The sequence below is a fragment of the Nitrospirota bacterium genome (assembly GCA_016180645.1).
Taxonomy (GTDB): domain Bacteria; phylum JACPQY01; class JACPQY01; order JACPQY01; family JACPQY01; genus JACPAV01.
Genome location: JACPAV010000030.1, coordinates 1 through 19358, shown reverse-complemented (window position 1 = coordinate 19358; position 19358 = coordinate 1). Strand labels below are relative to the sequence as shown.

16 protein-coding genes and 1 pseudogene are annotated in these 19358 nt (G+C 60.3%); 5 read left to right on the top strand and 12 right to left on the bottom strand.

Annotated features, from left to right (window positions below):
• Positions 1-41: 41 nt before the first annotated feature.
• On the bottom strand, positions 42-1484 hold the full coding sequence (locus HYT87_16320; GenBank protein ID MBI2061304.1) for a class II fumarate hydratase: 1443 nt from the start codon (positions 1482-1484) through the stop codon (positions 42-44).
• A 170-nt stretch (positions 1485-1654) separates the two neighbouring features.
• On the opposite strand from HYT87_16320, the gene HYT87_16315 reads away from it, so the two are divergent.
• The gene (locus HYT87_16315; GenBank protein ID MBI2061303.1) at positions 1655-2209 is read left to right on the top strand and encodes a hypothetical protein; all 555 of its coding nucleotides are present in this window, start codon (positions 1655-1657) and stop codon (positions 2207-2209) included.
• 93 nt (positions 2210-2302) lie between these two features.
• On the opposite strand, the gene HYT87_16310 is transcribed toward HYT87_16315, so the two are convergent.
• Both HYT87_16310 and HYT87_16305 read right to left on the bottom strand, forming a co-directional pair.
• Positions 2303-4099 carry an OmpA family protein gene (locus HYT87_16310; GenBank protein MBI2061302.1) on the bottom strand — a complete coding sequence of 599 codons (1797 nt, stop codon included), beginning with the start codon at positions 4097-4099 and terminating at the stop codon, positions 2303-2305.
• A gap of 46 nt (positions 4100-4145) precedes the next feature.
• Positions 4146-4688: a hypothetical protein gene (locus HYT87_16305; protein MBI2061301.1), complete on the bottom strand. Its 543-nt coding sequence runs from the start codon at positions 4686-4688 to the stop codon at positions 4146-4148.
• Between the two features lie 115 nt (positions 4689-4803).
• On the opposite strand from HYT87_16305, the gene HYT87_16300 reads away from it, so the two are divergent.
• Both HYT87_16300 and HYT87_16295 read left to right on the top strand, forming a co-directional pair.
• A complete protein-coding gene (locus tag HYT87_16300; protein MBI2061300.1) occupies positions 4804-5772 on the top strand; it encodes an MBL fold metallo-hydrolase in 969 nt (322 codons plus the stop codon).
• Between the two features lie 14 nt (positions 5773-5786).
• Entirely contained in the window at positions 5787-6008 is a 222-nt protein-coding gene (locus tag HYT87_16295; protein MBI2061299.1) for a dodecin domain-containing protein, read from the top strand.
• A 143-nt stretch (positions 6009-6151) separates the two neighbouring features.
• On the opposite strand, the gene HYT87_16290 is transcribed toward HYT87_16295, so the two are convergent.
• Together HYT87_16290 and HYT87_16285 are read right to left on the bottom strand one after the other, a co-directional pair.
• Complete coding sequence (locus tag HYT87_16290; protein ID MBI2061298.1) at positions 6152-7588, bottom strand: glycosyltransferase family 1 protein; 1437 nt, start codon at positions 7586-7588, stop codon at positions 6152-6154.
• A 217-nt stretch (positions 7589-7805) separates the two neighbouring features.
• Positions 7806-10097, bottom strand: a complete 2292-nt coding sequence (locus tag HYT87_16285; protein ID MBI2061297.1) for an MMPL family transporter — start codon at positions 10095-10097, stop codon at positions 7806-7808.
• A gap of 128 nt (positions 10098-10225) precedes the next feature.
• On the opposite strand from HYT87_16285, the gene HYT87_16280 reads away from it, so the two are divergent.
• Positions 10226-10843 carry an SH3 domain-containing protein gene (locus HYT87_16280; GenBank protein ID MBI2061296.1) on the top strand — a complete coding sequence of 206 codons (618 nt, stop codon included), beginning with the start codon at positions 10226-10228 and terminating at the stop codon, positions 10841-10843.
• Between the two features lie 115 nt (positions 10844-10958).
• On the opposite strand, the gene HYT87_16275 is transcribed toward HYT87_16280, so the two are convergent.
• The 4 genes from HYT87_16275 to HYT87_16260 form a co-directional block, all read right to left on the bottom strand.
• Positions 10959-12155 (bottom strand): acyl-CoA/acyl-ACP dehydrogenase, encoded by a 1197-nt coding sequence (locus HYT87_16275; GenBank protein MBI2061295.1) that lies wholly within the window; start codon positions 12153-12155, stop codon positions 10959-10961.
• A gap of 222 nt (positions 12156-12377) precedes the next feature.
• Positions 12378-13496: a DEAD/DEAH box helicase gene (locus HYT87_16270; GenBank protein MBI2061294.1), complete on the bottom strand. Its 1119-nt coding sequence runs from the start codon at positions 13494-13496 to the stop codon at positions 12378-12380.
• Positions 13497-13753: 257 nt separating this feature from the next.
• Entirely contained in the window at positions 13754-14080 is a 327-nt protein-coding gene (locus HYT87_16265) for an RNA-binding protein (protein ID MBI2061293.1), read from the bottom strand.
• Positions 14081-14574: 494 nt separating this feature from the next.
• On the bottom strand, positions 14575-15273 hold the full coding sequence (locus HYT87_16260; GenBank protein MBI2061292.1) for an enoyl-CoA hydratase/isomerase family protein: 699 nt from the start codon (positions 15271-15273) through the stop codon (positions 14575-14577).
• A 94-nt stretch (positions 15274-15367) separates the two neighbouring features.
• On the opposite strand from HYT87_16260, the gene HYT87_16255 reads away from it, so the two are divergent.
• Complete coding sequence (locus HYT87_16255) at positions 15368-15712, top strand: nucleotidyltransferase domain-containing protein (GenBank protein MBI2061291.1); 345 nt, start codon at positions 15368-15370, stop codon at positions 15710-15712.
• 260 nt (positions 15713-15972) lie between these two features.
• Here the strand turns inward: HYT87_16255 and HYT87_16250 are convergent, their stop codons facing one another.
• The 3 genes and pseudogenes from HYT87_16250 to HYT87_16240 form a co-directional block, all read right to left on the bottom strand.
• Positions 15973-18300, bottom strand: coding sequence for a DEAD/DEAH box helicase family protein (locus tag HYT87_16250; GenBank protein ID MBI2061290.1), 2328 nt, complete (start codon positions 18298-18300; stop codon positions 15973-15975).
• A 40-nt stretch (positions 18301-18340) separates the two neighbouring features.
• Positions 18341-18700, bottom strand: a complete 360-nt coding sequence (locus HYT87_16245) for a four helix bundle protein (GenBank protein ID MBI2061289.1) — start codon at positions 18698-18700, stop codon at positions 18341-18343.
• Positions 18700-19248, bottom strand: a pseudogene (locus tag HYT87_16240) (restriction endonuclease subunit S). The gene HYT87_16245 and the pseudogene HYT87_16240 overlap by 1 nt, the downstream one beginning before the upstream one ends.
• Between the last annotated feature and the right edge of the window lie 110 nt (positions 19249-19358).

Here is a 19358-nt window from a genome sequence, read left to right as displayed (position 1 = left end):
CCAAGGGTAAGCGGGAGTCGTCGCTCTATAGGTTCTCTCCCCTACCCGCCGCCGGGAAGTTTCTTGCCTCCGGGCACTCCGGGATGGGTCATGGCCATCGGGTCCAAAACCTCTTTCAACCGATCCGGCGGCAGAACCTTCTTCTCGACGGCGATTTGACGGACGGTCTTGCCGGTCGAGTAAGCCTCCTTCGCGATTTTCGCTGCGGCGTCATACCCGATATGCGGCGCCAGCGCGGTGCACATGGCCAGGCTCTTCTCGATCGACTCCTCACACCGCTTCTCATCAGCCTCGATCCCCTTCACGCACCGCTCGGTGAAGACGCGGACGACGTTGGACGTGATTTCGATGGACTGGAGGAGATTGTACGCCATCACGGGCTTCATCACGTTGAGCTCGAAATTGCCGGCCTGCCCGCCGACCGTCACGGCGACATCGTTCCCGATTACCTGTGCAGCCACCATGGTGAGCGCCTCGGGCAAGACGGGATTGACCTTGCCGGGCATGATGGAACTTCCCGGCTGTAAATCCGGGAGTTTGATCTCGCCAATCCCGCACCGGGGACCGGAGCCGAGCCAGCGAATGTCGTTCGCGATCTTCATCAGGCTGCATGCGAGGGTCTTCATCGCCCCGCTCGCTTCCACCACGGCGTCCTTCGTCGCCAGCGCCTCAAACTTGTTGTCCGCCTCGCGGAACGGCAATCCCGTCGCCTCCGCGATCCGCTTCACCACCTGCTTCACAAATTCCGGATCGGCGTTGAGCCCCGTGCCGACCGCCGTCCCACCCAGCGCGAGTTCCGCCAGCCGCTTCTGAACGTCCTTCACGCGATCGATCCCGTGCGCAACCATGGTGGCGTAACCGCCGAACTCCTGCCCCAAACGCACGGGCACGGCGTCCTGCAAATGCGTCCGCCCGATCTTGACGATCTTGTCGAACGCCTTGGCCTTGTCCGCCAACGCCTTGCGCAGAACATCCAACGCGGGAATCAGATCCTTCTCGATGGCCTCCAGCGCGGCAATATGAATGGCGGTGGGGATCACGTCGTTGGACGACTGCCCCATATTCACGTGATCGTTCGGATGCACCGGAGACTTGGACCCGATCTTCCCGCCGAGAATTTCAATGGCCCTGTTCGCGATGACTTCGTTGGTGTTCATGTTCGTCGACGTGCCGGAGCCGGTCTGGAAAATGTCGACGACAAACTCGCCATCCCACTTCCCCTCCATGACCTCCGTGCCCGCCTGAACGATCGCGTCGGCCAGCTTCTTTTCGATCTGCTTCGTCTTCAGATTGACCTCCGCCGCCGAGCGCTTGATCAATCCCATCGCGCGGATAAACCTCCGCGGAAACCGGAGCCCGCTGATGGGAAAGTTCTCCACCGCCCGTTGAGTCTGCGCCCCGTAGTACGCCTTCGCCGGAACCTGCACCGGTCCCATGGAGTCGGATTCAGTTCGAAATTCCTCTTTCACGTTGACCTCCTTCATCTGGGTGAATACCTTGTCCCCGTACCACCCCCCCCCACCCGCGTCAAGCATAGCCGTCAATCTTTTCCCACATCTCTCTTTTCTGCTTGACAATTTCGGGCAAACCCCGTTTAATGTGTGCCCATGGAGGCGAGATGACTGTTACTCGTAGTGTGCATTCACTTCTATTTGTGAGGGCTCTTTCGGCCCTTTTCCTGTCCGCGGTGTTCGCGTCCGGCGCTTGGGCTCAGGCCGGCAAACCCGCCCCGACCGCCACATCAGCCGCCTCCCCGGTGGAGGATGAGGATGCTACCGCCACGAATGGATTTGCCCACCACACCGCAGGCGCGGGCATCTACGGCCAAACCACGGGCGTCCCACCCGGTGTCACTTTCAAATATTGGCTCCGCGAAACCAAGGCCATCACCTTCGATGTGGGGTACAGCAGCGGCAGCGACCAGATGATTATCGTACGAAGCAGCTACCTCGCGCACGATATTGCCCCCCTCCTTAAGAATATCATTCCTCTCTATGCCGGAATCGGTCTCAGCTATGTCAGCACGGGAAACGACAAGAGCGTGAAGGATCTGGAGGGACTTCTCCTCCGTGTCCCATTGGGCGTCAATTTTCTGTTGCGGCGCTATCCGTTGGAACTGTTCGTTGAGGCTGCACCCGGCGTCCGTCTGGCCAAGGAAACGAGATCCGTCATCGACTCGTCGCTCGGCATCCGTTTTTACTTCTACTAGAAAAGCTTTCAGCGATCCGCGATCGGCACTCAGCTTTTCGGGCTGTTCCCTGATTGCATGTTCCGCTGAATGCTGAGAGCGGACGGCTGACCGCTACTTCAGCTTCAACACCCAGAAATCGCCCATCGCGCCGCTGGGGGATTGACCCCCAAAAAGGAAATACATGTTGGGCTCGCCCGTGGGCACCAGCCGCGAAAAGGCCCTCGCCTGCGGCATGGAGGGCTCGCGGATTTCCTTGAACTCCTTCCCGTTCGACCACCACGTATCCTGAAAAAACGCCCGCCGGTCGTTCCCTCCGAACAACACCGATCCTTTCGCAGCCTCATGATAGCTCGCGCAGCACCGCGCACTGAGCGGCGTTTCCATCGGACTCCACACCTTCTTCTTCCGATCGTAGATCCACGCGTCTCTCAGGTATCCTTTGGCGTTGAACCCGCCGATGACCACCAGGTTGCCGTCGGCCTGCGTGAAGGCCATGGCGCTTTCGCGTTCACCGGGAGGTGAGTTGACGCCGGACAACGGCGACCACGTTTCGGCGCCCACCTTGAGGTCGAGTTCCCACAAGTCATTGGAGTAAAGGCACGCCTTGAGATTCTTCGCGCATCCGCCAAAGATCACCATCCGGTGGCTGCGGGAATCATACGCGGTGGACTGCGCGGCCCGCGGGCCGGGAGACACGGGGAATTCGATTTTCACCCAGGACTCCGCCCCCTTTTTCAGACTCAGCGACCAGACCGAATCCGTCGTGTCGCGCAGGTTGCTCGATCCGCCGAAGATGATCATGCGTTTGGCCTGTGAATCGTAGACCGCCGAGTGGTACGCGAGCGGACCCGGATCCCCCCCCCCGGGTTGAACGGGGGACCAGCGTGTGCTCTTGAGATCAAATTCCCAAAGATCCCCGAAAACCAGTTTCCCGTTGGTGCCACCAAATAGAACCACGCGCCCGCTTGACGCATCGAAGACCATGCCGTGACCCCAGCGCGGCTTCGGGCCGACATTCGAGGGTTTCCACTTCATCCACGCTTGCTCGATCTTCTCCTCACGGGGAGGTTCCGGTTCGGGCACCGCGGCGGCGGAGGTCCCACGAGGCGGGGCCGCTGCCGATGCGGGTTCTGGCGCGGTGGCGACAGGCGGTGATTTTTCTTCCTTCGCCGGCGCGGCAACGACCACTTTCTCCGGTTCGGCTGAGGGTGGCACAGGCTTGGTTTCCGGGGCGGAGGCAACCGATTTAGCTTCCTTCGGAGGCACGGCGGCGGGCGGTGTTTCTTTCTTCACAGGCGGTTCGACGGGTGGCGCCGGTCTGGCCTGCTCCGGAGCGGCGGTGGGCTCAGCTTTCACAGGTATCTCCGTTTTGGCAGGTTCCCTCACCGGGGCGCTCTCGGTCGGCACCGGCTCCACGGCTCCCACGGGCGGGGCGGTGGACGACGCAGGCGCGGCTGATTCCACCATCGGCTCGGAGGCTTCCGGAGTACTGCGCGTCGGCGATCTTTTTCCAATCACCAGAAAGTCCACCCTCCGGAAGGTCCGAGGATCGCTCTTCCGGGTGGGATCCCACGGCGCCGCTCCGCGATCCTTGATCGTCATCCGATCCAGTTCGACCCCTTTCTTGGACAAAAATTCCTTAACGGCTTCCGCACGTTTCACCGAAAGCCTCCCATCCCCCTTGCCCACGTAGAAGTCGTCCCATCCCTGAACTTCCAGGAGCACCTCCGCGTGGTCCTTGAGCCACGCCGCATGACGTTCGAGCGTCTTCTGGGACTCGGCGGACAGCGCGGAACTGCCATAATCGAAGTAAACAGAGTGCAGGCCCGCCGACTCGACGGCGCCTGACAGACCCACCACGGCAAAGAGCATGAACACCATCGGGGCGAGACTTCGCGGACGGGTCATCCCACCACCTCCCTCGGAATCTCAAATTTCAAGAGGGGCGGTGGGGTCATCGCAAGTGATATTCCCGGATTTTCTTGTGCAGCGTGTTCCGATTGATGCCGAGCATGCTCGAGGCCTGGACTTGATTGCCGTTTGTCTTCTCCAGGACCTTCAGAATGAGCACGCGCTCCACCTCGCTCATGATGATCGGATGTACGCTGCCCTTGCCGTTCCGCACTCCGCCCAGAATCTTCTCTATTTTCTTCTCCAGCCACCGGGCGGAGTCCACCGCCCGGGCCACCTTCAGCTCAACTTCATCAACGGTGGCGGGCCGGAGGATGTAGTCGAACGCACCCTTCTGCATGGCGGCAAGAGCCGGACGAACTTCATCGGGGGCGGCCAGAACGAAGCTGATGGACGGAAATTCCGGCCATTGCCCTCCGAGGGTGCGGAAGCAGGCGAAGAGCGCGTCCACTCGCGTCGATCCCGTCGCCGCCGCTCCCGCCGCCGCGGATGAGGCCTGAACCAGTTCCCATCCTCTCCGACGGCACACCTCCCGGATCGGCGCCGCATCGGAAGCATCTTCCTGAATCAACAGCGCAAGCGGCATGAAATCATTATCCACCAAGCCGGGCCGATTGCAACAAAACGACGGAAAGCTCACCGACCGCGCCCGTCCGGAAAATGGTGCAGTGCGTCAAATCGTGATACCATCGCCGCCACCCATGAGATCCGACGCGCGGATTCATCGTCTGACGATTCCCGTTCCGTTCCCCGTCAAGACGGTCAACCTCTACCTGATCGAAGGCCCCGAGGGACTCTGTCTCATCGATACCAGCACGCGCAATCGATCGTCGTGGCTGGCTTTCAAGAAGGGCATTCGCGATCTCGGACGCAACATTTCCGATATCCGGTTGATGCTCCTGACCCATTCACACCCCGACCATGCCGGCCAGGCCCGGCGCATCAAGAAGATCAGCGGAGCGAAGGTCGTGTCGCACGAGAAGGAAATCCGCGCGATCGAGCGTGGGAACTGGGAGTTCGGCGCGTACCCCCGCATCACCGCCTATCTCCGTAGGCGCGGCGTGCCCATGGGACTCATCATGGTCAACTTCTCCATCGACATGAGCAAAGGCTACGTGCGCGAAAGCGTGGATGTGGATGAAACCGTGTCCGACGACCAGGTCCTGCACTTTGCCGGCGAGGAGATCCGCGTCATCCACGTGCCGGGCCACACCAACGGCCAAATGGTGCTCTACATGCCGCAACGCCGAGTCCTGTTTTCCGCCGACCACCTTCTCCCCACGATCACGCCGGTTCCGCTGCTTCAGTTCCCGGAGAAGGAAACGAAACCGAAGGCCCTGTCGGATTTCATGAAGTCCGTGGACAAGATCATGGACCTTGAGGTGGACATGACGTATCCGTCCCACGGTGAGCCGTTCGTCGATCACCGTGAATTGATCCGCCGTTACCACGTACTCAAGGACAAGAGGGCGAAAAAAGTCGAGCGGCTCCTCTCATCCGGACCGAGAACCCCGTACCAGCTCTCCGTCGAGGTCTTCGGCGGAAGGGCCAAGACTCAGATGATGCTGGCCATGTCCGAAGTGATGGGACACCTTGAAATCCTGGAAGAACAGAATAGGGTGAAGGTGACGGAAAAGAAGGGTCTGCTGTTCTACGAGATGCGGACCTGACGGAGGAAGAAGCCATGCCGGCCTTGAAAACGGTGGAAGCGGTCGGGCGTTCGCGCAAGAGCTGGAAGGACGCCGTGGAGGAGGTCCTGCGAAGGGCCTACAAGACGATCGTGGGGATCCGCGAGGTCGAAGTCGTCCGGTGGTCTGCCGCGGTCGATTCGAAGGGCCAGATCGAATACGAGGCGAGAATCCTGGTCCTCTTTGAGTTGGTCGACGAGCTCGAGCCGCACGGGTGAGGGACCCGACATAAGTCTTCTTGCGATCGACCGTGGTTCGACAACCTCACCACGAGCGGTTTCCGGCGTTGCCTCAGGCCTTAACTCCGCTCACCCTGAGCCTGTCGAAGGGTCGGAACCTTGGCGAACATGGGGGGAAGCACCTAGTTCGAAAGTTGGAGTAGCCGTTCGGCCCGGCTGGTGTCGATGACGTTTCCGCCTTCCCGAACCCGGGACCGCACCACTCGCGACCCTGCGCCGCTCGAACCTGCCGCAACGAAATCCTTCGTCTTGAAATTCAGTACTTCGATGAGAAGATCCCAGTAGCGACGGGGCCGGCGCGCAAGCGCACCCGCTCTGAGGCCGATCGGGTAGATCGCATTCGCTTTCACGGATTCCCCCAACAACCGCCAGCCGCGCGAGGCCCCGTAGCGGGCCACGGGTTCAAGTTCCGCGTCCCGACCGGCGGCCAGCATGGATTGCACCGCCCCAGCCAAATCTTTTTTCAAGAACGACAGCAGCCCACGTAGGAACATCGCTTCCGTGGCGTTCTCCGACCCGGCCCGTTTCAGCCTGCCTTCGGCCAACGCCAGCCGATCGTCGAACCACCATCGCCAACCCTCGGATTGGACGACCGGCGGATCCAGCGCCAGGGACAGGAGGGCCCGGCTCATCGCGAGGGAGCGATTCGGAGCCGGAGCGCTCGGCCGGCGCTCCCGGCCAATCTGAGCGAGCAACAGCTTCATTTGGCGCGCTCGATGCGCCAGGAGATGGTTGCCGGACACTTTCAGGTATCCGTTGTGCGCAATCTCCTGGGATCGGGTCCCGTTCCGGAGGGCCCTTTCGATTTCGGCCACGGTTTGCTCCACGTCCTTGGAATCGTAGTCCTTCAGGTCGCTTCCAAATTCAAAGAGATCCGACGTGCCCAGGATCGAACGTGGGGAAAAGACAAGCGCGCCGCAGGCCATGCCCTCGAACACACGCATGTTGAGGTCACCGTCGACAGGAACATTCAACACGATTTTGGACCGCGAGTAGACGTCCTGCCAATCACCGGGCCCAACGTGCACTCGGACCCCCGGGGCCAGCCGCTCAAACACCTTCCGGAGGAATTCATCTCGCTTCGACTGGCTTGGCTTGCCCGCATTCCCGACGAAGGCCACGTCGATTTCCCGGGACTTGAACGGCTTTGGCCGAATTCCGGCGCGCCCGTTCAGATCGGCCCAGTAGGGAAACCAGTTGGCCGAACCTCGGATGGCGCCGTGCACTTGGCTCACGAATCCTTTTTGCGTGCTCACGACGTGATCGAACACCTCGGCATAAGGTGCGGCCCATGCCTTCAGCAAGTGGGGATCGTACATCAGGCAAACGGTCGGCACCTCCACTTCGTCGAGATCGACGAGATGCGTCAGATCGCCGTCCGTCCATACCACAAGGTCCGGGCGGCCGAGCGTGCGCATCAGAGACCCCACCGAGAGGTTGCATGTGTCCGGGGCCACGTCGCGGGGTTCAGTTCCGGAAACGACAGTGAGATCAAACGAACGGCGGAGTTCTTTCTCGAACCAGCATCGCCCGACCCAAAGGATTTTCTTCTTGGTCACGCAGATTATTCCGAGTGCCGAGTCGAAGAAGTGCCTGGGCGGTTACGGGCGTCCACGCGGCACGGCAGCCCCGCTCTCAAAGTGAAATCCCGCATGAAGGCGGGGCGTGCGTACCCTGTTGCCGGAAAGCATCTTTCGACCCATCCATTCCGAGACTTGAGCAACATGGTACCTGTACGGAAAATAATCGGCACGAAAGTCCGATCTCTTGAGACGATCAGCGACGGTCGAACGCGACGAAGAGGACGGGCGTGACGACCAGATCCAAGACCAGCGCAACCAGCAACGTCCACCCCCCGAAAATCCCGAATTCCAGAACGGCCCGGAAATTGGAAAACAGGAAGACGCCCAGGCCGGACACCAGCATCAGGGTGGAGATCGTCATGGCGCGTCCGGACGTGTGGAGCGACTTTTCCGCCGCCTCTCGCGGCGCCAGCCCCCCCCCGCGCTCCTCGTGGTACCGCGCGATGAAATGAATCGTGTTGTCCACCGCGATGCCCAGCGAAACCGTAAAGATGATGACGGATGCAGTTCGGATGGGAACTCCGGCAAGGCCCATCAGCCCCAAGGTGGTCAGGAGCGGGAGAATGTTGGGCAGGATGCTGATGAGTCCTACCCGTGCCGACCGGAAAAGCAGGATGATAATCCCAAAGATCATGACGAAGGACCAGGAAAGACTGACGAGCATGTCGTGCACAATGAAGGTCAGCGTCGTAATGGCAAGATCCGACGCTCCGGTGAAGGATACACGGTATCCCTTGGGTAGATTGGCCGTGAGGCGCTTCTCCAACGCCGGTTTCAACTTGAGCCAACGCTCACTTCCGAGATCCTTTCCCCGGACGCGGATCGCTGCACGGCGGAATCCCTCGTCCACAAAGGGCTCCAGCGTCTCCCGATCCAGAAACAGGAGATACTGGTAAAGCAGTTTCTTCTCCGCCGGCAGCGATCCCGAATCTCCCGCCATCTGCCCGTGGATTTCGCGCACCACGTCCGCCACCGACAGGGTTCGGCTGATGAACTCCGGCTCGGCCTCTTCCAGAAAACGCTGAGCGTCCTCAAGCGCCCGCAGGACTCCGGGTTCGAGGATGGCATCCTCATGACCCCCATCCACCACCACTGCGAAGCTGAGCAGTCCGCTAAGTTTCTCCTCCAATGCCATGACTCCCCGATAGACCGGATCGCTGGGAAGGATCTCCTCCAGGATCCGATGGTGCGATTCCGCCCGGAGCGCCGCGAGCGCCCCGGTCAGCGTGAGGAGCGCCACCGAGACAAAAACGATTCGCGGATGTGTGAGGGCACTGTGCCCGATTCTTCCGAGCAGGGCGGAGAGCTTCCCCTGGGAATCCGCCGAAGTGCCCGGCGCCGGTCGCGGAGATGCGGAAGGGGCAGGCGACTGGGTAAACGTGAGCAGGATCGGCACCAAGACGATGGTATTCAGGTAGGCAAGCATGACGCCCAGTCCCGCGTACCAACCGAGCTCCCGGACCACCTTCGCGTGGGCGCTGAGGAGCGAGAAAAAGCCGACGGCGGTGGTGAAGCTGGTCAGGAAACACGCCTTGCCCAGTGTGGACACCGTCTTCAGAATGGCGCCCTGTTGGGTGCGACCCGAAACCAGCTCCTCCTGGTAGCGGACAAGGAGATGGATGGCGTCCGCGATGCCCACCACCATGAGGGTCACCGGAATCACCTGGTTCATGATGTTCACCCCGCGGCCGGAAAGAGCCATGATCCCCAGCGTCCAGACCACCGAGACGGTAACGGGAACCACGGCGATGGGAATGAACGCCGGACGGCGCAGGAAGGCGTAGACGAAGAGGAGAAGGATCGCGGCCGCCACCGGCACGAACCGGACCTGCTCGCTGAAGATGAGATCTTTGTATCGCTGTTGAATGACCGGAATGCCCGTTAGGAAGAAAGTCACTGGGAGGCCGGAGAGGGTTTCACCCGCCCGCCGGTCCAGCTCACGCTGGATCACCTCCCGCTCGCCCACACTTTCAACATCATCGTCGAACTCCGCGATGACGGCCGCCGTGGTCCCATCGGGGGACACGAGGGCCCCGTTCATCAAGGGGTGCCCGAGTGCTTTCTCTTTCAACTCTTCCGCCGCATCGAGCGTGGAGGGCGGTCGCTTCACCAACGGGCGCACTTCAAATCCGTCCCGCACCGGCTGCGGCACCTTGAAATTCATGAGATGCACCGTCCGCTTGATGCCGCGAGTCTGGGAGAACGACGCCCCCAAGGTCTGAATCCCCGAGAGAACCTGTGGCGTGAAGATCCGATCGCTTTGGATGATAGCGGCGACATAGGAGGCATCGTCCCCAAAGCGCTCCCGGTAGTCCTGGAAGCGCGCCACCGAGGGATCGTTCGACTCGAAGAGGCTCACGAAATTGAAATCGAACTGAAGCCGACGAGCAGCGAGGGTGGCCGCAACGGTAATGGCCGCCCACACCATGAGAATGGGTATCCGGCGCCGAACTAGGAATCGGGCAGCGCGTTCAAGAAACGTCACCCCGCCTCCCGTTTGAGATTTGAAACTTGAGATTTGAGATTCCGGTGGGGGTGGAGTCACCGCGGCAGACTCCGGTAATCCCAAGCTCTTGTCAAATCAGGGCGGCTGACGGTAGAATACGCCCCGCCATGAATATGCGGACTTTCCTGGCCCTCTTACTCACCCTCTTGGTCAGTGCGCCCGCTCTCGCCCAGGATAAGAAATTCTTCGTCACGGCCGTTCGCGCGGAACTCCGAAAGGGGCCCAGCTACTACTATGAAGTCGTCTCCCGTGTAGACCGCAATACGCCGGTCACCTCATCCAAGCGCGTGGGACAGTGGTTCTTGGTGAAGGACGAAGCAGGGTCCGAAGGCTGGGTGACGGGCTACCTGATCGGCGACAAACCCGTAGAAGCCGGGAAAGAATCTGAATCTGCGCCCACGGCGGCCGCCTCCAACGGGAACGGCGCCGGCCGGTCAAACGGGGCAGCCCCGGCTGCCGAGGAGCAGAAACCCGAGGCATCCACGGGTGCGGAGACCGCGAAGCCTGCCGAGGCGGCCAAACCGGCCGGATCAAAGGTTCTCGTTCCCAACAAGCCTTCCATCCCCATGCGTGCCCTGCCCAAAAAGAATGGGAAGGTTTTGAAGAATGTTCCCTCGGGAACGCAGATGGTTGTCGTCGGCCAAAACGGCCCCTGGTTCAAGGTGAAAACCCCCAAGGGCAATACCGGATGGGTGTCCGGCTACGACGTCGATCTGGCGAAATAGGGAAAGCAGCTCTCAGCTTCCAGCGGTCAGCTTTCAGCCTCGAAGAAAACTTCCGTCTTGCTTCCCAATCCCGCTTTTGAAGCCGATCGCTGACGGCTGATCGCTGACAGCTACTTCAGTAGGATCTCGGCATCCCCAGCACGTGCTCGCTCACGTAGTTGAGGATCATCTCCTTGCTGATGGGTGCGGTGCGAAGCAGCCGGGCGGCGGACCAATACCAGATGACCCCGTAATCCTCCGAGAACCCATAGCCGCCATGCGTCTGGATGGATCGGTCTACCGCCTTGATTGCCGTTTCCGCGGCCATGTACTTCGCCATGTTGGCAATCGTCCCCACTTCCGCCGGGTCCAAACCCTGATCGAAAGCCCACGCCGCCTTGTACATCAGGAGTCTCGCCGCTTCGACTTCAATCTTGCATTCGGCCAGGGGATGCTGGAGCCCCTGATACTCGCCGATGGGCCTGTCTTTGAAAACCTTTCTATCGCGTGAATACTCCACCGCCTTCTTGATTACGTAATCCGACATGCCGACCGCCGTCGCGGAGGCGAGAATCCGCTCGGGGTTCAGCGAATTGAACAACGCCATCATCCCCAGGTTCTCCTGGCCGACCATGTTTTCGGCGGGGACCTCCACGTTGTCGAAGTAGATCGTGAACTGGTTCATTCCCTCGATCCCGTGGGTGGGAATGATCTGAAGTTCGATGCCCTTTGACTTGGTGGGCAGCACGAACAGGGAGATGCCGTAGGCCTTCGGCAGCCCTTTTTTCTGGGCCTCGTCGATCGAGGTCGTTCGCGCCGCCGTGAGCATGTAGTCGGCCACATCCACCCCGGTAATGAACGTCTTAGAGCCGTTCAAGAGATATCCCTTCCCGTTCTTCTTTGCCGTGGTCTTGAGCCGGAAGGTGTTGCTCCCCGCGTCCGGCTCGGTGAGGGCGAAACAAAACTTTATTTTTCCCTTGGCCACTTCGGGAAGGAACTTTCGCTTCATGTCTTCGGTGCCGTTTCGCAGGATGCACAGCGAATCCATGGCGGTGAGAACGATCATCGCGTTCCCAAACCCGTGGGCAGCCATTCTCTCGGAGGCGATCGTCAAGGCCAGCAGGCCCATTCCGCTTCCACCGTATTCCGTGGGGATAAGGCTCCCGATGAGGCCGGCATCGGCGATGGCCATCCAGAGCTCCTGTGGAAACTTCTTCTCCTTGAGGAGCATCTTGCGAAATTCGTCGCGACGGGGCGCGAACCGTTTGAACAGGTCGTCCACCGCCTGTTGAATCATTTTGTGCTCTTCCGCGAGTGAAAAATCGAGCGCCATGGATTGCCTCCTTTGGCCGAACCGCCTGCTTCCTTCCCGGCACATCACCGGGAAAGGAGCCGACTAGGTGCCAGAGAGGCCGTTTCTCACAAGCCCGAGGAAATTGCAACCCGATGAATCCTCAACAGGAAAGGCCGCAGGCTGAAGCCTGCGCCTACCTCGGATGGCATCTTAGGTAGCCGCGGGCTTCAGCCCGCGCCGGAAGTTCGAGGGAGTATCGCCCTACTGGGCCGGGGCGTGGCCGGGGTGGCCCTGCGAATGGTGACGGTGGCGGCGCCGATTCCCGTGCCGGGATCGATCTTCCACAGTGGCTGATCCGTTTCCGCCGTGATCCTGGAAACCGGGAAGCTCCATGACAGGGACCTTGCCGCCGATGAAACGCTCGATGTCCGCAAGATATTTCGATTCCTCCGGCGAACAGAGGGTGATCGCATCTCCGAGCTGCTCGACCCGGGCCGTCCTTCCCACACGATGCACGTAGTCCTCGGGGGCACGGGGTACATCGTAGTTGATGACATGCGAGATGCCCTCCACGTCCAGCCCGCGGGAGGCCACATCCGTAGCCACCAGCACCCGGTACGTGCCATTCCTGAAATCCCTCAACGTCCGTTCCCGCTCGGCTTGATCCTTGCCCCCGTGCAGAACACCCACATGGACTCCCCGCTGGGCCAATTGTCGCGACAGCCGATCCGCCCCGATTTTCATCCGCGCGAACACCAGGACGGAGTTCATCGCTTCGCGCCGGAGCAGGCCGTGGAGAAGTCGCGCCTTCGCCTTCACCGACACATGGCAGACGAACTGCCGAACTCCCTTGGCCGGGAGTTCCTTCCCGATGCGGATGGTCAGTGGATCGTTAAGCCGATGGCGGATAAGTTGAACCAGTTGGGGCGGCAGCGTCGCCGAGAAAAGTAGAGTCTGTAGTTTCGAGGGAAGGCGATCGAGAATCCGAGTGATGTCCGGGAGGAACCCCATGTCCAGCATCCGATCGGCTTCGTCCAGGACCAGGATCTCCACCGAGTCGAGCGACACATACCCCTGGCCGAGGTGATCGAGCAGCCGGCCTGGCGTGGCAACGATGATGTCCACGCCCGACTTGAGGGCCTGCTCCTGCGGATACATGCTCACCCCGCCGTACACGGCCGCCGCATTCACCTGAGTGAAGAAGCCCAAGGCCATCGCCTGCTCGTCGATTTGTACCGCCAGCTCTCGCGTGGGAGTCAGAATCAAGGCGCGGATCTTGCCGCGCGGACGGGCCATCAACCGGTGAAACATCGGGAGCAGGAACGCCGCGGTCTTGCCCGTTCCCGTCTGCGCCGAGGCAATCAAGTCCCGCCCCTCCATCGCCGGAGGGATCGCTTTCAGCTGAACCGGAGTAGGCGTATCCCATCGGAGGCTGTCAATGCCCCCGAGGAGGTCCGGATTCAAGCCGAAATCTTTGAACGCGACGGGCGGGGTTTCACTCCCACCCTTCCCGGCCTCCGCAGCAGGCGCAGCGGAGGGGGAAGCAGTGCGCACGTCCAGGGGATGAGGATCACCGCTCGTGGACGGACTCCGTCCCGCCGGGGGGCCTCCCCCAATCGTGTAGGGATCCGGCACCTTTACCAGCGCTGGCGGGGTCTGCCGCCTGGACGACGGTTACCACCGCCGCCACCACCCCCACCACCGCCGGGACGCGGGGCCTGGGGACGCGCTTCATTCACCGTGATGGTACGGTCGCCGAGCGTCTGCCCGTTGAACTTGGAAATGGCGGCTTTCGCTTCCTCTTCCGTCCCCATCTCGACGAAACCGAAACCGCGGGAGCGGCCGGTCATGCGATCGGTGATGATATTGACGGACTGAACGCTGCCTGCAGATTCAAAGAAGCTGCGGAGCTCTTCGGTTGTGGTGTCGAACGACAACCCACCAACGTACAATTTCGTGGCCATGTGGCCTCCTTCCACCCGCTCGGGGCTTCCCCACGGCGGGCGATCACACTCTCCCAAATCTTGTTGCGCGCTTGCCTAGGCGGGGAAGAGTGTCGCCGGAAGCCACGTTGTTTGAATCTACCCGTGATGGATTTGAGTCCCCGTTCGAAATCAAACTGGCGCCTATAATACTCCCCCCCTCCGAAAAGTCAAATCAGCCGGCGTACCCCCTCAGCCCGGACTAGGCTCTGTTTGAAAACGCGCTGGACCGGTAGCCGCAGGCTTCAGCCTGCGTCCGAAGACGCACCCTAAAGGCCATGTTACATGCCGTGCCAACCGTGGCACGGCGACATCTCATGGCCCCATACCGTCCTCGGCATGGGGGTGCGACTACCAAGACATCCCTCCCCTCCGAACTCATTCGGAGCCGGGCGGCAGCGAGGCTCCGCTGCAGACCAAGAAACGTTCGTCCGTAGCGGGCCCTTTAGGGTCCGCGATACGTTTTCAAACAGAGCCTAGATTCCCTTGCCCATGTACTCCCCCGGAAACAAAGCATTCCGGAAGCGCAAATGCTCCTCCGCGAAGACGCTGACGATTCCAGGAGGCAGTCCCCTCGCGCGGGTCTCGCCGGCTTCCCGGATGGCTTCATCCATCAGGCTGCCCTGCGGCGCCATTCGCTTTACGACTCCCAACCGCAGAAGTTCCGCCGCCTCGATCCGACGGCCCGTGGTACACCAATCCCGCGCCACCTCCTCACCCACGAAAAGCCTGACGAGATCGAAGAACGCCGGAATCCCACGCTTCACTTCGAAGAACCCGAAAAAGGCGCCCTCCGATGCGATCCGCACGTCACACGTCAACGCCAATGCAAATCCGCCACCCACTGCTGCTCCGTGTACGGCCGCGATGATCGGCTTGGGAAATCCGAGCAGACTCGTAAAAAGAGCTTGAGTGGACTCCAAGAGCCGAACCTTGTTTCCCGGCCCCCCCCCGAACTGCGTGAAATCCATTCCCGCGCAGAACGCCGGCCCTTCTCCCGAAAGCACGACGGCCGTGCACGCCTCGTCCTCCGCCAACCTCTGGAACACTTCCGCAGCCTCTTCCCTGACCTCGATCGACAGCGCATTCCTCTTCTCCGGCCGATTGAGGCGGACCTCGAAACAGCCGTCGATCAGTTCCTTGACCACCACCTGCGCAGTTACACGGATCGGCATGTGCCAATACTGCCCCAAATGCACCGGGAAGACACCTCCCACCGGAAGGGTGCAGGACTTTCAATCTCCGAAGCATCTTGGTAGGGTTTGAAGGATGATCTCGCCACCCGAGTCGCTGCATGGTCGAATTGAACGGATTGTAACCACGGTTGTGGACCGGTTTGACCCGGATAAGATCGTTCTTTTCGGTTCACACGCGCGGGGTGAAGCCGGACCGGACAGCGATGTAGACCTCCTCGTTATCATGCCCGTCAGCACGACGCGGCGCGAAGCGGCCGTCCAAATCGGAGCGGCGCTGACCGACATCCCCGTGCCCAAAGACCTCGTAGTCTTCACGCCTGAGGACGTCGAAGAATTCGGAGACAAGGTGGGGACGATCCTCAAGCCTGCCTTGGAGGAAGGGGTGGTTCTCTATGAAAGGCGAGACCGCGCAGCGTAAACTGGCAGGCGAGTGGGTCCGCTACGCAGCGGACGACCTCCGGGCAGCCAAGTTCCTATTCGAGGCGGGAGAGCAGGCGCCAACATCAGCCCAGGCGGCTGGGAGGAAATCCCCCCGCCGAAGCGCAAAAGGCCATGGATCTCGCCGAACGGGTAGCAAATACGGCCCGAGGACTTCTGGAATAGCGGCCTTTCAGGAGGCGCGATCTGCCGATTTCTTCCGAAACTGAGCCACGCTCCTTCGACTTATCCCGATCCCTCTCACGCGGCCGCCTGTTGCTGATACAGGTATTTCTGAAAGCCTGCGAAAACCCGCCCAATCTCCTCCGCTCTTCCCAGATCGGCCAGGGCGTCGGCGATGGAGTTGTGGTACTTCAGGCGCAACAAGGGCGTGAGCTTTTCCTCATCGAGTTCTTCCACGCCGACTCTGACGTAGTGCGAAAGCACGAAGTCGAGAAAGATCTGCTGCTTGCTGTTGAAATGCGCACTGATGACGACCTTGGCCCTTGCGGCGCGTTCTTCACGGGTAATCGGCGGCAAGGCGTAGGCCACGTGGGCGAGCACGTCGAACAGGTCGCTCTTCTCGGCATCGATCAGCCTCTGCATCTCGGTCAGTTGCTCACCGCCGAAGCCCCTCTCGGCCAGCCCCTGCAAAAGCTTCTTCCGCGTCTCCGGCGCACTCCAGAGGGTGCGCAGTTCGGCCTCATCCTTGAAGAACTCGGGTAGCTTTCCAAAAAGCATCTCCATGAACTGCTGGGCGGACATGGGCGTTCCATCGGGGTGCCAGAAAGTCGTCGCCATCATGTGCTGGATGGCGCGCTCCTTGCCGTCGGCGAGCTTCACCTTGATCTTCCGGCGTCTGACGTATTCTTGCGCCGGCTCATGAAGCTCATCCGGCGGCGTCGCCGGATGTGGCTCATCCCTCGGCTCTTTGGGCTCCGGCTCGATCGGCTCACCGTCCCACTCCGGGTCGCTGAAATGGTGATGCGCCTTCACGAAGTCATAGATCGTGAAGTAGTCCTTGCCGTCGTAGAGCCGCGTGCCGCGCCCGATGATCTGCTTGAACTCGATCATGGTGTTGATCGGGCGCATCAGCACGATGTTGCGGATGTTTCGCGCGTCCACGCCGGTCGAGAGTTTCTGTGAGGTCGTAAGGATCGTGGGGATCGTTTTCTCGTTGTCTTGGAAATCCCGCAGGTGCTGATCGCCAAGCTCCCCATCGTTGGCCGTGACCCGCTGGCAGTAGTTCGGGTCTTTGCTCGTCTTCATCTGGTTGATGAGGTCGCGCACGGCCAGCGCGTGATCCTGCGTGGAGCAGAAGACCAGCGTCTTTTCGTTCTGGTTGATCTGTTCCATGAAGACTTTCACGCGGTGCGCTTCGCGTTCCTTGATTTCGATGATCTTGTTGAAGTCGGTTTCCGTGTAGCGCTTGCCGGTTTCGATCTCGCCCTCGATCAGTTTGTCGTCTGGCGCATAAACGTACTCGTCAAGCGTCGTGGAGATCTGCTTCACCTTGAACGGCGTGAGGAATCCGTCATTGATGCCATCCTTGAGCGAGTAAATGTAAACCGGGTCGCCGAAGTAGGCGTAGGTGTCCACGTTGTCCTTGCGTTTGGGCGTGGCGGTGAGGCCGAGCTGTACCGCCGGGGCGAAATAGTCGAGGATGCCGCGCCAGTTGCTCTCGTCGTTCGCGCCTCCGCGATGGCACTCGTCGATCACGATGAAGTCGAAGAAGTCCGGCGGGTACTCGCCAAAGTAGGGCGACGGCTTACCGTCCTTCGGCGGGCCGCTCATGAAGGTCTGAAAGATCGTAAAGAACAGACTGCCGTTCTTCGGCACCCTGCCCTTCTTATGAATGTCCTCCGGCTTGATGCGCACCATCGCGTCCTCAGGGAAGGCGGAGAATTCGTTATAGGCCTGGTCGGCGAGGATGTTGCGGTCGGCGAGGAAAAGGATGCGCGGGCGGCGCGAGGGCTCACGGCCCAGATTCCAGCGACTGTGGAACAGCTTCCATGCGATCTGAAACGCGATGAAGGTTTTTCCCGTTCCAGTGGCGAGCGTGAGCAGGATGCGCTGCCGGTTCTCAGTGATCGCCTCCATCACCCGCTCGACGGCGATGTCCTGGTAGTAGCGGCTGGGGTGCGAGCCGCCCTTGTCCTCGAACGGCACGGCGGCGAAGCGGTCGCGCCAGGCGTTCGCTTCGGCGAAGGTCATCGCCCAGAGCGCGTCCGGCGTGGGGTAGCGCGGCGTCTCTCCTTCCTTGCCGGTCTGCATATCAACGCCGTAAATGGCCTGACCGTTGGTGGCGTAGGTGAAGCGGATGGCCATCTTGCCGGCGTAGTTCTTCGCTTGCCCCACGCCTTCGGTCAGCTCCTCGTCCCACGCTTTGGCCTCGATCACGGCCAGCTTGTGGTTTCGATACTCCAGAACGTAGTCCGCCGTGAGCGGCTTGCCGCGCTTGCCGTGACCTTCGATGCGCCCCAGCGTGATCGGGTACTCACGCCGGATGCGGCTTCCCTCGACGACGCCCCACCCCGCCGCTTTCAGCGCGGGATCGATATGCTCGGCTCGGGTCTCGGCTTCGTTCATGTTCTTCAATGGATAATGGACAATTGAAAATGGACAGCGATCATGCGTTCAGGTTTTGCTTCGACGATTTTATGATGCTGGTCAGCAACTTCAGAAGTTCGAGGATATCTTGGCGCATTGACTGGAATTTCGCCGTTTCCAGGCAATCGGTCTTCTGAAGAAGCAACAACCAATATTCGGTCTCGTTGGCTTCCTTCAGGGCAATGGCCATCTTGTGAATGAAATCCGGTTTACTTTCCGCCTGTTCCGCCTCGCGAACCAATGCGCCAATCGCCGTTCCGGACCGCAACAACTGCTTGGACAGCACAAATTCCCTCTTCTCGTTGCACAGATACTTATACAGGCTCACAATCCGCACCGCGAAAGCAAACGACTTGGTCTGAAGCGGACCGTCTTTCATTATTCATTGTCCTTTGTCAATTCTCCATTGAATGCACGGTGCAGCAATGACTTCTTCAACTCGTCTAGCGCGGCGAGCTTGCGCTCGTAGAGGGAGGCGAGGCGCTGGGTTTCGGCGGAAACTGATTCAAGTTTGGAGACGATGCTCCGCTGCTCGTCCAAGGTTCCAGGGAAGTGAATGTCGATTTCTTTGATGTCCGATATCACGAGGTTCCTATTCGCCATACCCCGTGTCCTCTTCTGGGCTTGCTGTCTGGCATAGGGAGCATTGAGAAAGTGTTCCAGATACAAGTTGTAAACCACATCGTGCTTTGGTTTCAGCAGAGCGACGCTGACGAAAATACTGAACTCATCATCGACATCAACGACCTGAGCTATCCCTGTTGTGCCGACCTTCGTGTAAAGGATGTCGTCCCTTAGCGGTTTGCATCTCCTGGTCAGAAACTCATGATCCTTGACTGAGATGAATCTCGTATCCGTAAAGTCGATGAACCCCTTGGTCAGATTCTTTACCGACAAGAACGGAACACCCTCCTTTGTGTAGATTGGAGTGTTGTGAGTGAAGTTACCCCCGTTTTTTGGACAGGTGGTTAAGCCAAGATTTTGGCAGAATCGAGGTTCAAGAAACGGAAGGAGAGATCATGGGACAGAAGCGGAAA